11 protein-coding genes are annotated in these 12,675 nt (G+C 40.7%); 2 read left to right on the top strand and 9 right to left on the bottom strand.

Features of this window, described 5'->3' with window-relative positions:
• Positions 1-175: 175 nt before the first annotated feature.
• From prpC to L2735_RS01300, 3 genes are all read right to left on the bottom strand, one after another.
• Complete coding sequence (gene prpC, locus L2735_RS01310) at positions 176-1,300, bottom strand: bifunctional 2-methylcitrate synthase/citrate synthase (protein WP_248982985.1); 1,125 nt, start codon at positions 1,298-1,300, stop codon at positions 176-178.
• 250 nt (positions 1,301-1,550) lie between these two features.
• The gene (gene prpB / locus L2735_RS01305) at positions 1,551-2,429 is read right to left on the bottom strand and encodes a methylisocitrate lyase (protein WP_248982984.1); all 879 of its coding nucleotides are present in this window, start codon (positions 2,427-2,429) and stop codon (positions 1,551-1,553) included.
• Positions 2,430-2,547: 118 nt separating this feature from the next.
• Entirely contained in the window at positions 2,548-3,216 is a 669-nt protein-coding gene (locus tag L2735_RS01300) for a GntR family transcriptional regulator (RefSeq protein WP_248982983.1), read from the bottom strand.
• A 246-nt stretch (positions 3,217-3,462) separates the two neighbouring features.
• On the opposite strand from L2735_RS01300, the gene L2735_RS01295 reads away from it, so the two are divergent.
• Positions 3,463-4,560 carry an acyltransferase family protein gene (locus L2735_RS01295; RefSeq protein WP_248982982.1) on the top strand — a complete coding sequence of 366 codons (1,098 nt, stop codon included), beginning with the start codon at positions 3,463-3,465 and terminating at the stop codon, positions 4,558-4,560.
• Positions 4,561-4,919: 359 nt separating this feature from the next.
• Positions 4,920-5,921, top strand: a complete 1,002-nt coding sequence (locus L2735_RS01290) for a D-alanine--D-alanine ligase (protein WP_248982981.1) — start codon at positions 4,920-4,922, stop codon at positions 5,919-5,921.
• On the opposite strand, the gene L2735_RS01285 is transcribed toward L2735_RS01290, so the two are convergent.
• The 6 genes from L2735_RS01285 to napA form a co-directional block, all read right to left on the bottom strand.
• Positions 5,918-6,223 carry a hypothetical protein gene (locus L2735_RS01285; protein WP_248982980.1) on the bottom strand — a complete coding sequence of 102 codons (306 nt, stop codon included), beginning with the start codon at positions 6,221-6,223 and terminating at the stop codon, positions 5,918-5,920. The genes L2735_RS01290 and L2735_RS01285 overlap by 4 nt on opposite strands.
• 182 nt (positions 6,224-6,405) lie before the next feature.
• Positions 6,406-7,143, bottom strand: coding sequence for a substrate-binding periplasmic protein (locus tag L2735_RS01280; protein ID WP_248982979.1), 738 nt, complete (start codon positions 7,141-7,143; stop codon positions 6,406-6,408).
• A complete protein-coding gene (locus L2735_RS01275) occupies positions 7,133-8,914 on the bottom strand; it encodes a type 2 periplasmic-binding domain-containing protein (protein WP_248982978.1) in 1,782 nt (593 codons plus the stop codon). Before L2735_RS01275 ends, L2735_RS01280 begins: the two co-directional genes overlap by 11 nt.
• A gap of 173 nt (positions 8,915-9,087) precedes the next feature.
• On the bottom strand, positions 9,088-9,675 hold the full coding sequence (locus L2735_RS01270) for a cytochrome c3 family protein (RefSeq protein ID WP_248983033.1): 588 nt from the start codon (positions 9,673-9,675) through the stop codon (positions 9,088-9,090).
• A gap of 20 nt (positions 9,676-9,695) precedes the next feature.
• Positions 9,696-10,172, bottom strand: coding sequence for a nitrate reductase cytochrome c-type subunit (locus tag L2735_RS01265; protein ID WP_248982977.1), 477 nt, complete (start codon positions 10,170-10,172; stop codon positions 9,696-9,698).
• A gap of 11 nt (positions 10,173-10,183) precedes the next feature.
• Positions 10,184-12,673 (bottom strand): nitrate reductase catalytic subunit NapA, encoded by a 2,490-nt coding sequence (gene napA / locus L2735_RS01260; protein ID WP_248983032.1) that lies wholly within the window; start codon positions 12,671-12,673, stop codon positions 10,184-10,186.
• Between the last annotated feature and the right edge of the window lie 2 nt (positions 12,674-12,675).

Raw genomic sequence — 12,675 nt, 5'->3', positions numbered from 1 at the left:
TGCAAAGTGTTGGTGCTTTTAGTTTTTATTTTTATTTTTATTTTTTTTATCGCATCAGTTAGGGCGATGAACATGACTAAAGGAAAACAGAATCAAACATAAGCATGAGTGCTTAAATAATTGATGAATTAGATAAAAAGTAAAAAGGCTGACGTCATCCGTCAGCCTAAGCTATTTATCGTTCGCTAATTGGCGTTACAGTGCGCGGCTCAGAACCCGTGTAATCAGCACTTGGTCTGATAATACGGTTATTAGAACGCTGCTCCATCACGTGTGCAGCCCAACCCGTCAAGCGAGAGCACACAAAAATCGGTGTGAATAGCTTAGTTGGAATGCCCATGAAGTGATACGCAGAGGCATGGAAGAAATCAGCATTACAGAAGAGTTTCTTGGTATCCCACATGAACTCTTCACACGCCACAGAAATGTCGTACAAGCTAGTGTCGCCATTCTCGTGTGCAAGCTTTTCTGACCACGCTTTAATAATCACGTTACGCGGATCTGAAGTGCGGTAAATCGCATGACCAAAGCCCATGATTTTTTCTTTACGTTCTAGCATGCCAGCCATTTGTGTTTTGGCATCAGCAGGCGATGTGAACTGTTGGATCATGTCCATCGCTGCTTCGTTTGCGCCGCCATGAAGTGGACCACGTAAAGTACCAATCGCACCGGTAATACATGAGTACATGTCAGATAAGGTTGATGCACAAACACGTGCCGTAAAGGTCGAAGCATTGAACTCGTGTTCAGCGTAAAGAATTAACGATACATCCATCACTTTTCGGTGTTGCTCTGATGGGGTCTCGCCGCGCAGTAGCTTTAAGAAATGGCCGCCAATGGTGTCTTCATCAGTGACACAATCAATTTCAACGCCTTCATGAGAGAATTTATACCAGTAACACATGATGGCAGGGAAAGCCGCCAGTAAGCGGTTTGCAGCAGTATTTTGTTGAGTGAAGTCAACTTCGGGCTCAAGGTTACCTAAAAATGAACAACCTGTACGCATCACATCCATTGGATGAGCATCAGCAGGAATACGCTGAAGCACTTCTTTTAGTGCTTGAGGTAAGTCTCGTTGTGCTGTTAGCGAACTTTTATAGGTTTCTAACTGATCAAATGTTGGTAACTCACCGTTAAATAATAAGTAGGCGACTTCCTCGAAGGTGGCATTTTCAGATAAATCAGCCACATCATAACCGCAATAAGTTAAACCTGAACCTGATTTACCTACAGTACATAATGCTGTTTCACCTGCGCTTTGACCACGAAGGCCTGCGCCACTTAATTTCTTGTCTACCATAATGATGTCCTATTCTTTTATGCTATTTTCTTTTTTAAGTAACTTTCTTTTTATCTAAGTTTCTTTTTATGTCGGGTACATTAGCCGTCAATGGATCATTAATAATTTATCTACTTGCTAGAAACTTATATTGTCCCAAAACAACATTTGCCTATTTTTAATACAGATTTTAAGCAAGTCGTTTCTAGCAAAGACAAATGAACCGTTAATGATATTGCGCTAACTTGTCGTTAATCTTTGACTGTTAACGTTATTTATTTTTACCTTCAGCAAATAAGCTATCTAGCTTTTGCTCGTAATCGTGATAACCCAAGTAATCATATAAATCCATGCGGGTTTGCATCGTGTCGACAACCGCTTTTTGGTCGCCGTCGTTTAAAATGGCTGAGTAAACATTTTCAGCCGCTTTGTTCATTGCACGGAAGGCACTTAATGGATAAAGCACCATGTCAGCGCCCCACTCACCTAGTTGCTGTTTATTCCACAATTCTGTTTGGCCAAACTCAGTGATATTGGCCAAGATTGGCACGTCTAAAGCTTCCGAAAATGCGCGGTAATGCTCTTCTGTTTTAACCGCTTCAGCAAAAATGCCATCGGCGCCAGCTGCGACATAAGCTTTTGCGCGAGCGATTGCTGCATCTAAACCTTCTTGAGCAAATGAGTCTGTACGAGCCATGATGAAAAAGTCTGGATCCGTGCGTGCATCAACTGCTGCTTTAATACGATCAACCATTTCTTCTGTAGAAACGATTTCTTTATTTGGGCGATGACCACAACGCTTTTGCGCGACTTGATCTTCCATATGCACAGCCGCAGCACCTGCTTTTTCCATATCTCGAACGGTTTTAGCAATATTAAATGCGCCGCCCCAACCAGTATCGATATCCACGAGTAACGGTAAATCACAAGCTGAAGTGATGCGTTGTACATCTACAATCACATCATTTAACGATGTCATACCTAAATCAGGTAAACCGTAGGAGGCGTTGGCAACACCTCCGCCTGATAAGTAAATGGCTTGGTGACCAATTTGTTTTGCCATCATTGCTGCATAAGCATTGATAGTCCCAACAATTTGCAATGGTTTATTGTCAGCTAGTGCTTGACGGAATTTTTTGCCTGCGCTCATGATTTCCCTCTCTATTATTTTGCTTTTATCTTTATTAATGGCTTTTATCTAATTTAATCGTTCTAAATTGGCCATTAAGCTATCTGTGTAAATGTTATTTCTACTACCGACTCAATCCTTAAGAACCTTGAGTTTCTAACTTGGTTTCAATATTGGCTTTTGAATACATAATGTGGCGACGCATCAGCATTTCGGCTAATTCTTCATCTCGGTTAGAAATGGCTTTCACAATATGTTTATGCTCATCAAATGCTGTGGTGACACGTGGTCCTGCCATACCTAGTTGAACTCGATACATACGAATAAGATGGTACATTCCGTCTATCAGTACAGAGATGAGGTGCTTGTTTTTACTGCCTAATATAATGCGATAGTGAAAGTCGACATCGCCAGCTTCTTGATAATATGACTCACCAGACTGTACTTCATCAAAATGACGATTGAGCAGTGAATTCAAATCTGCAATTTCACTGTCTGACATATTTTTAGCCGCTAACCTTGCAGCCATGCCTTCTAATGATTCACGCACTTGATAAAGCTCAATCAATCCTTCAGGGCTTAATGCAACCACTCTAGCGCCGACGTTTGCCTTACGCTCAACCAAATGGCAAGACTCCAAACGGTTAATGGCTTCACGAATAACAGCGCGGCTGACTTGATACTTTGTCGACAGTTCAGTTTCACTCAATTTTGACCCAGCTTGGATGTCACCTTCGACAATATCTTTGCGTAACTCAAAGAAAGTCTTGTCTGCGGCGGTTATTGGCTGTTCATTAAAGAATGTCATGGGAATAATACTGAGCTCTATTTCGATTTATTGTCGACAATATAAGCTCATTATATACTCTGGTCAATATAAAGCCGCTGTATTGTCGACAAAGGTCTAACGTGAACGTCAATATTTCGATACGTTTGATTTAACTTTAAGGGGATTCAAACAAAGGGCTTCGAGTATTGTTATTTCGTAACAATAAAAGCACAATGGAATAACACTGATATTTCTTATTAAAAAATAATAGAATCAAGGCTTAACATGTCAGATAGCACCAATGCCGCTCCCGCAACACCTAGGGTTAACCCCGCTGAGAAAAAAGGCTTTTTAAACAGCATTAACCACTTTCGTGGTATTGCGATAATTTTTATTGTTATGGCCCATTGTTATCGCCCAGCCGGATGGGAAGTTGAAACCTTAGCCGATAAAGCATGGTTTAATTTAATGATGAATGGCACTGTATTCTTTGTGTTTATCTCAGGTTTTTTATTCCATCACGTGTTTTATCACCGCTGGGATTATAAGAAATACATGAAGAATAAAACCAAGTTTGTATTTCTGCCTTATTTGCTCTTGTCGCTACCTTGGATTTTTTGGCACTTAACCGTAGGGACAGATCCTGCAATGCACGTTATGTACGCCGATATCGAAAAACCTGCCGTTGCAGCAAGTTGGTATGTCATCACCGGCCGTACGCTAACCGCTTACTGGTATATTCCAATGGGAATGATGCTATTTGCCTTATCACCTTGGGTAATGCATTTAATTAAGCGCCAACACCTACTGATTGTGGCTGTACCATTATTTATCATTGCAATGCTAATCCACCGACCTGAATCAAACCTCAATGCGATTCAGTCTTTGTTTTACTTTTTACCAGTGTATTTGTTTGGCGTTTGGGGCTCAGCTCATCGAGACAAACTGTTCCCATTCATAGATAAATACTGGATGTTGATGTTACTGATAGCCATTGCATTGGCTGTAGCGCAGGCACATTGGTTTGGTGCGGGGACGTTAAATAAAGCCGCACTTGAGTTGACGGTGCCTGATTTAATGTTGCCCCAAAAAATCTTACTGACCTTTGTAATATTGGCCATTTTGAATAAGTTTGAGCACATCAGTATCAAGCCATTGCAAAAGTTAGCAGAAGTGAGCTTTGCGATTTACTTTATTCATCCGTGGATAACCACACCTTGGTGGATGATATATGACAGCCCTGACCTTTTGGGTTTTGCCGGCCGTGGTAATGTTCTCACGACTTTGCTTGTGACTATGGTTGTGATTATTATTTCGTACTTTATCGCTACAGCGATTAAAAAGGTCTTCAATAAAAAAAGCCGTTATTTAATTGGTTGGTAACTAGAATCAATTAATAAAAGAAAAGGCTATTAAAAATGGTTACAACCATGAACCTGAATCAACCAGTTCGCCAATAGAGAAATGTAAAAGAAATCGCTGTTGCTAGTTAAGAACGAACAACAGCGATTTCAATACAGTAATTTTGAGTTAAGCTGACAGCAACAGGTAAGCTTCACTCACTAAAGCGCCCCTTCTAACTCTATTAAAACGGTCATACCAGCAAATTTAAATTTTAAATGAGCGATATTGACGATTAGATAAGCAGTTATCTAAAACCTTTCTTGCGCTAAACCTTACCTGTTCATTATCATGAGCCTAGAATTAAACTGTTTTACTTCGTCAACTTCTCTCGGGGCTTTATGACAACTTTCAATGTACTTCTAATTTGTGGCGGCGGCAGCGCTGAACATGATGTTTCAGTTATGTCTGCGAACTATTTTGAATCGTCTTTAGCAAAGTCAGATAAAGTTAACTTATTGAGACTAGAGCTTGATGCTAATGGTCACTATTTTGATAAAGATGGACATCGCTGCGAATTAACCAACCGTCGTGAAGTTCGTTTTGATAATGAAACTAAGCCTGTGTGGGCTGTAGATTATGCTATTCCTTGTATTCACGGTTTTCCCGGAGAAACTGGCGATATCCAATCATATTTTAATCTTATTCAACTGCCTTACTTTGGTTGCGAGTCAGAAGCATCAAGTAATTGCTTTAATAAAATCACCGCTAAAATGTGGTTTAGTGCGTTAGGTATTCCTAACACACCTTATATTTTCTTAAACGATTTAAACCAACAAGCGGTTGAACAAACAATATCAGCCCTAAATGAATGGGGTTCTGTTTTTGTAAAAGCGGCCTCACAAGGATCATCTGTAGGCTGCTATAAACTTGATGATGCTGAGCAAGTTGAACAAGTGCTTACTGATGCATTTAGTTTTGCCCCGTCGGTTGTCGTTGAGAAAACAATTATTGCTCGCGAGTTAGAAGTTGCTGTTTATGAGTATCAAGGTGAAGTAATTGCAACATTACCCGGTGAAATCATCTGTGCAAGTAATACATTTTACACTTTTGAAGAAAAATATAATGCCAGCAGCCAAGCAAGAACCGATGTTGTGGCACAAAACCTGTCTGCAGAAGTAACGGAGCAAATTAGAGACTATGCCATTAAGGCATTTAAAGGAATGAAGTTAAGACATCTATCAAGAATTGATTTCTTTTTAACTGACGAGAATGAAATTTTATTAAACGAAATTAATACCTTCCCTGGCTCAACGCCTATTTCGATGTTCCCTAAAATGCTACAAAACCACGGTGAAGACTTTACCGCTTACCTTGTAGATAACATCGAAAGTCAGCTTTAACGGGACATATTAATCGAAATAATATTGGAGAATGTTTGCTGATGGCCAGCATTTTCCAATTCATCTCGCCAAGGCTTTTCCTGCACTTTCACCATATAGAAATGCTGCCTGTAAGTATCAGTCACAAAGGCAATCCCGTGCTGCATCAACTCATAATGTATATCATTGATAAACACCAGCGAGAAGCCCTGTCGACCAGTTAACTGATTAATATCTTCTCTTGTTAGGCTCACACCTGTTTCTAACTGGTCAAATTGCAGCTTAAGCCAATTTGCAAAATCTTTAGAACTCACCATAGACATAATACCCCTCCAAACAAAGCTCATTAGAATTATCAGCGGATATCTCATCCGTTGAGAGCTAGCTGAATATGATAAGTATAGTTTGTTAAAGAAATTATATTTGAACCGATACTTTTTATAGACTAAACAGATACGAATCTAGCACTTTAGTTGCAGAGGGCCTTGGCTATCATTAGGGAAGGTTAGAGCGAAACACCATACTCACGATTGATTTTTGTCATAAATCCATCCTGATACATTTCATTTAATGCGTTTACTAATGCTTGGTGCTTTGCATCATCCATAAACTTATTGCACGCCATTGCTCGTAAAGAAGTATGAAAAATAAGTTCAGGTTCACCGAGTTGGACTTTAGCTTGCTCCATTAATACCTTGGCACTGATTAATTCTGCAGCCCAAAGATCGATACGGCCTCTTTCCAGTTTCTTTATATTTAATCCATCATCATTTGTTAACTGAACTTGATACTGAAAAGATTCTAAATATTCACTTATCCCACTACCTAAATAGGTACCAATAGACAATGATTTAGCATCTTGCAGTGTCACTAAAGGAATTGTGCTGTTAGTGGCGCTAAATAATCCATATCGAGAAATTAATACAGGGCCAACCCACTTATATTCACTCTCTATTTGCTGAGTCCGCACAATTGGCAATACACAAACATTTTTGCTCCTTTCCGTCATCGTTAAACCACGTTTAAGCGGGTTAAAAATAATCTTGTACTCAATTTCTGCTCTAGAAAATAACTCGTCGATAATATCAACAATCATACCCTGGTGTTTTGTGTCAGTTTGCTCAGCAAATGGAACGTGTTGATAGGTATAAACAGTAATTTCTTCAGCAACTACTGAATTAATCTCAGCAATTAAAAAAATGACGGTACTGAGTAAAGAATATACGCGCTTCTTACCAAGCATTGATTGCCTCCTCAAAAGGTAATGTCTTACCTTTTACTTTATTTGGCAATTCAGCTTTAGGCGCCCCTGGTTTATTTAACCAATGAGAAGGCACTTGTTTCTTATTCACTTTAGGTCCACAAGTTAAATCTTGTTCTTGTAACTTTATCAAATGATTATCGACTTCCTCCGCTAAGGCGTCCATACCTTCTGTGACAGATAACTCGCCTTCGATAATACGACTAATTGCTTGCCACCAATACCCAGCCATTCCAGGGTAATCAGGTACGTTTGTTCCCGTTGGCGTCCACACATGCCTAGCATGGCTGCGATAAAATTCGACTAAGCCACCTAAATATGGCGCTTTCTGGGCCATATAATCTGACTCTATATCTGACTGACGTATCGGGGTTAACCCTACTAAGGTTTTCTTTAAAGAGACAGTTTTAGAGACAACAAATTGAGCGTAGAGCCATGCAGCAATTTGATTACTTTCTGGAGTATGGTTTAAAAACGTCCAAGCGCCGGTATCTTGATATCCAGACTTCATGCCTTTCTGCCAATACTTACCCACCGGAGAAGGCGCTACTCGCCATTTAGGTGTGCCATCTTTATTCATAACCGCTAAATTCTTTAAGGTAAAGTCAGGCACAAAAGCGGTATACCAAAATATTTGCTGAGCAATATTGCCTTTAGCTGCCCAATGGCCGGATTCGGAAAAAGTGAGTTGCCTTGCTTCTGGCGGCGCATATTTTACTAACCACTCTTTATACTTTTGTATCGCATAAATAGCTGCTGGACTATTTAAGGCACCTCCTCGCTCAACACTGGCTCCTACGGGGTGACAATCCTCGACACGAATTCCCCATTCATCAACAGGTAGGCCATTCGGCAGTCCTTTATCGCCGACTCCAGCCATTGATAACCACGCATCAGAGATCCGCCAACCTAAAGAGGGATCTGACTTAGCATAATCCATGTGACCATAAACTTTTTCACCTGCAATTTCGCTTATGTCATGAGTAAAAAAATGAGCTATATCCTCATAGGCTTGCCAGTTTTGTGGCACCCCTAGAGGGTAGCCATAATTAGCTTCAAATTGTTTTTGGAAATCGGCATTAGCAAACCAGTCACTTCGATACCAATATAAATTGGCAAATTGTTGATCAGGTAACTGATAAATCTTTCCATCAGGACCAGTAGTAAAAGCAAGACCTATAAAGTCGCTCAAATCTAAAGACGGTAGCGTGTATGCCTTTGCTTGGTGATTGATAAGATCGGTTATCGACATAACATGCTGTTGTCTAAAGTGACTGCCAATTAAATCACTATCACTGATATAGGCATCATAAAGGCGTTGCCCTGTCATGACTTGCGCCGAGAACTTCTTAAGCACATCATCTTCATTGGTAAGTTCGTGAATAACATGAATGCCAGTGATGTCGAAAAAGGCTTTAGCGAGAATATTGGATTCGTATTGATGGGTATTTATACGTTCAGAGACAACTCTAATCGTCATGCCTTTAAAAGGCTGAGATTTTTGCTGGAACCATTGCAGCTCTTTCGTTTGTTCTGATAACGATAACGTCGAAGGTTGAAACTCTGTTTCTAACCAGTTTTGCTGAACTTTAGAGAGCTGCTGATTGTTAGCTTGTCGGGGCTCAGGTGTATCATCTGCAAATAGAGCAAATGAAATAAAAACACTTAGCATAATCCCAGCAATCAATGATGCCGAAAAGCGTATTCTTAGTGTATTTTTTATGTCGCTAATTAATAATGATAATGTCTGCATGCATCCTGCTTCAGTGAACGATTCAAGATAAGTTAGCCGAATTAAGTCTCTATAACTACTGAATAATTTATATACTTAAATATAGCGCTATTAGATACAAAAAGGCCAGCTTACGCTGACCTTTTATGATACAAATTGACTAAAGTCTATATGACTTTTATCACAGTGGTAGCTTAAAAACCTTCCACTCCTGCCATATCAGGTAACTGATGAGCAATACCTTTGTGACAGTCAATACAGGTTTTTTCACCACTCGCAAGCGAGGTTGAATGCATCGCTGATGCACGTTTTGATTGACGAGTGAAATCCATATAATCAAAGTTGTGGCAGTTACGACATTCTAAGGAGTCATTCGCTTTTAAACGTGCCCATTCATGTTCCGCTAACTCACGACGTTTGCCTTCAAACTTCTCCCGTGTGTTAATCGTACCAAAAACTTTACCCCAAATTTCTTTCGAAGCCTGCATTTTACGTGCAATTTTATCCGTCCAATTATGTGGAACATGGCAATCTGAACACGTTGCACGAACACCACTTCGATTAGTAAAGTGAATGGTGCTTTGCAACTCTTGATACACATTGCTTTCCATTTCATGGCAACTGGTACAGAACTCCTCAGTGCTTGCTAACTCCAGGGCGGTATTAAAGCCCCCCCAGAAAATAATACCAGCAACGAAGCCGCCTAAAGTCAGAAAACCAAGACTATAATGGACACTTGGTCGGCGTATCACCTTCCAAATCAATTTAAGATTTTCTAGTATTTTTGCAATCATACTGGCTCCTAGTGCTCAGTTTTAGCAGGATTTTTCATTAACTCTTTCACGTCAACGAAATCATTCTCTACAAGTAACTTGGCATCTAATTGAGATACATGACATTGGGTACAGTAGTAACGACGTGGCGATAAAGATGCCAAGAAGTTATTCTCTCTATCCATATAATGCGTCACACTCACCATGGGTGCTTGTGAGTGTCCAGTACTATTACGCGCGTGACACTGCATACATTTGTTTACTTTTAAATCTATCTGATAGCCATCAATTCTGTGAGGAATGATAGGTGGTTGCATCGGATAGTTACGTACTTGCTTCACATCAGAGTTAATCACCTTCTGCATCGCAGGTGGTGTTGGCTCAATATCAATTGGCGCAAGTCGCAAAGTCGCTACCTTATCTTCAGGCACAGGCGCTGTTTCAGCCATAGCACTAAAAGAAAGACTCAATAATACAAATACTGATAAAACATTACGTGTTTTCATGGTCGTTCTCCTTAGGCTTTGACAATCTTAACCGCACACTTCTTAAAGTCAGTTTGCTTAGACAAAGGATCTGTCGCATCAAGTGTGACCTTATTAATTAGCTGGCTAGCGTCAAACCATGGCACGAACACCAAACCAATAGGTGGTTTGTTACGTCCTCTTGTTTCAACACGAGTTTTGATTTCACCACGACGAGATATCACTTTAACTTCATCTCCACGGCGTAAACCACGCTTCTTAGCATCATCTGGATGCATGAAGCAGACTGCATCTGGGAATGCTTTATAAAGCTCAGGTACACGTTGAGTCATTGAACCTGAATGCCAATGCTCTAAAACACGTCCTGTTGATAACCAAATATCAAACTCTTCATCCGGCACTTCAGGCGCCGGCTCGTACGGTAAGGCAAAGATTATCGCTTTTCCGTCAGGTTTACCGTAAAACTCAAACCCTTTACCCGCTTTCACGTATGGATCTGCACCTTCACGATAACGCCACTTGGTTTCTTTACCGTCGACAACTGGCCAACGTAGGCCGTGCTCTTCATGATATCGGTCAAAGTCAGCTAAATCATGACCGTGTCCACGACCAAACTGAGCGTATTCTTCAAACAAGCCTTTTTGAACATAAAAGCCAAAGTGCTTAGCTTCATTATTCATAAACTTAGGGTCGGCATCACTTAACGGGAACTTTTCAACATTGCCGTTTTGGAACAGCACTTCAAATAAGGTTTTGCCTTTGTATTCAGGGTTAGCAGCAAGCACCTCTTTTGACCACACTTCATCAGTGGTAAAGCGTTTAGAGAATTCCATCAGCTGCCATAAATCAGACATTGACTCGCCAGGTGCTTGCACCATTTGATGCCAGAACTGAGTACGACGTTCTGCGTTACCGTAGGCACCTTCTTTTTCAACCCACATTGCTGAAGGTAAAATCAAATCACCGGCTTGGGTAGTAACAGTTGGGTACGCATCAGAAACAACAATGAAATTGTCAGGGTTACGGTATCCAGGTAAACCTTCTTCATTCATGTTAGCCGCAGCTTGCATGTTGTTGTTTACCTGCACCCAATAACAGTTTAAGTCACCGTCTTTAAGTCGTCGGTTTTGTTCAACTGCATGGTAGCCTGGCTTAGGCGGGATAATACCTTCAGGGATATTCCAAATATCTTCAGCAATTTTACGGTGTTTAGGGTTGTTAACCTCCATATCTGCTGGAAGTCTGTGAGAGAAAGTACCCACTTCACGAGCGGTACCACATGCAGAAGGCTGACCCGTTAACGAGAATGGACTATTACCCGGAGTCGAGATTTTACCCACTAATAAGTGAATGTTATAAATCAGGTTATTACACCAAACACCACGAGTATGTTGGTTAAAGCCCATAGTCCAAAAAGAAGTCACTTTCTTTTTAGGATCGGCATATAACTCAGCAAGTTCAATCAGTTTATGCTCTGGTACGCCAGAAAGTTTACTGACACTTTCAACGTCATAATCAGCAACAAACTTTTTAAATTCTTCAAAATCGATTGGGGTTGAATCACCTGCAGTGCTGACATTCTTAGCTTTTTTCTGCAGCGGATGTGAAGCACGTAAACCATAACCGATATCAGTTTCACCTTTACGGAAATTAACATGCTTGCTGATAAAGTCTTTATCCACTTTATCATTTTGAATAATGTAGTTAGCAATAAAGTTAAGCATTGCTAAATCAGTTTGTGGGGTAAAAACAATAGGTAAATCTGCTAAATCAAATGAGCGATGTTGGAATGTAGACAATACCGCCACTTTAACGTGTGGTGCACTTAAACGTCGGTCAGTTACGCGAGTCCAAAGAATTGGATGCATTTCTGCCATGTTGGAGCCCCATAATACAAATGCGTCAGCCGCTTCCATATCATCGTAACAGCCCATTGGCTCATCAATACCAAAGGTACGCATGAAACCACCTACAGCAGATGCCATACAGTGACGCGCGTTAGGGTCGATGTTATTTGAGCCAAAGCCCGCTTTCATCAACTTAACGGCAGCATAACCTTCCCAAACAGTCCACTGACCCGAACCGAACATACCAACTGCAGTAGGCCCTTTAGCTTTAATGGTCTTTTTCCATTTTTCAGCCATGGTATCGAAAGCGGTATCCCAACTGACAGGAGTAAACTCACCGTTTTTATCGTATTTACCGTCTGTCATACGTAACATAGGTGTTTGTAGACGATCACGGCCATACATAATTTTAGAAAGGAAGTAACCTTTTACACAGTTAAGGCCTTTATTCACTTCACTTTTAGCGTCACCATGAGTAGCAACCACTTTACCGTCTCTAGTGGCTACGATGACCGAACAGCCCGTACCACAAAAACGACAAGGCGCTTTGTTCCACTCTAATTTGGTTTGCTCTGAGCTAGTAATTAGGTTACTTGCAGATGCAGGTAAAGCCATTCCAGCAACGCCAGCTGCTGCAATTGCGGCATTGGCTTTCATAAACTCACGTCTGTTCATAC

Origin of the sequence: Shewanella olleyana (assembly GCF_023283825.1) — a bacterium.
In the GTDB taxonomy this organism is placed as follows: Bacteria; Pseudomonadota; Gammaproteobacteria; order Enterobacterales; family Shewanellaceae; genus Shewanella; species Shewanella olleyana.
The sequence above is the reverse complement of the archived record's forward strand: the minus strand, read 5'-3'. Positions and strand labels throughout refer to the sequence as shown.

Coding starts and splice junctions, on each gene's coding strand:
- prpC (WP_248982985.1), bottom strand. CDS start 1,300: ATGGTAGACAAGAAATTAAGTGGCGCAGGCCTTCGTGGTCAAAGCGCA.
- prpB (WP_248982984.1), bottom strand. CDS start 2,429: ATGAGCGCAGGCAAAAAATTCCGTCAAGCACTAGCTGACAATAAACCA.
- L2735_RS01300 (WP_248982983.1), bottom strand. CDS start 3,216: ATGACATTCTTTAATGAACAGCCAATAACCGCCGCAGACAAGACTTTC.
- L2735_RS01295 (WP_248982982.1), top strand. CDS start 3,463: ATGTCAGATAGCACCAATGCCGCTCCCGCAACACCTAGGGTTAACCCC.
- L2735_RS01290 (WP_248982981.1), top strand. CDS start 4,920: ATGACAACTTTCAATGTACTTCTAATTTGTGGCGGCGGCAGCGCTGAA.
- L2735_RS01285 (WP_248982980.1), bottom strand. CDS start 6,223: ATGTCTATGGTGAGTTCTAAAGATTTTGCAAATTGGCTTAAGCTGCAA.
- L2735_RS01280 (WP_248982979.1), bottom strand. CDS start 7,143: ATGCTTGGTAAGAAGCGCGTATATTCTTTACTCAGTACCGTCATTTTT.
- L2735_RS01275 (WP_248982978.1), bottom strand. CDS start 8,914: ATGCAGACATTATCATTATTAATTAGCGACATAAAAAATACACTAAGA.
- L2735_RS01265 (WP_248982977.1), bottom strand. CDS start 10,172: ATGAAAACACGTAATGTTTTATCAGTATTTGTATTATTGAGTCTTTCT.
- napA (WP_248983032.1), bottom strand. CDS start 12,673: ATGAACAGACGTGAGTTTATGAAAGCCAATGCCGCAATTGCAGCAGCT.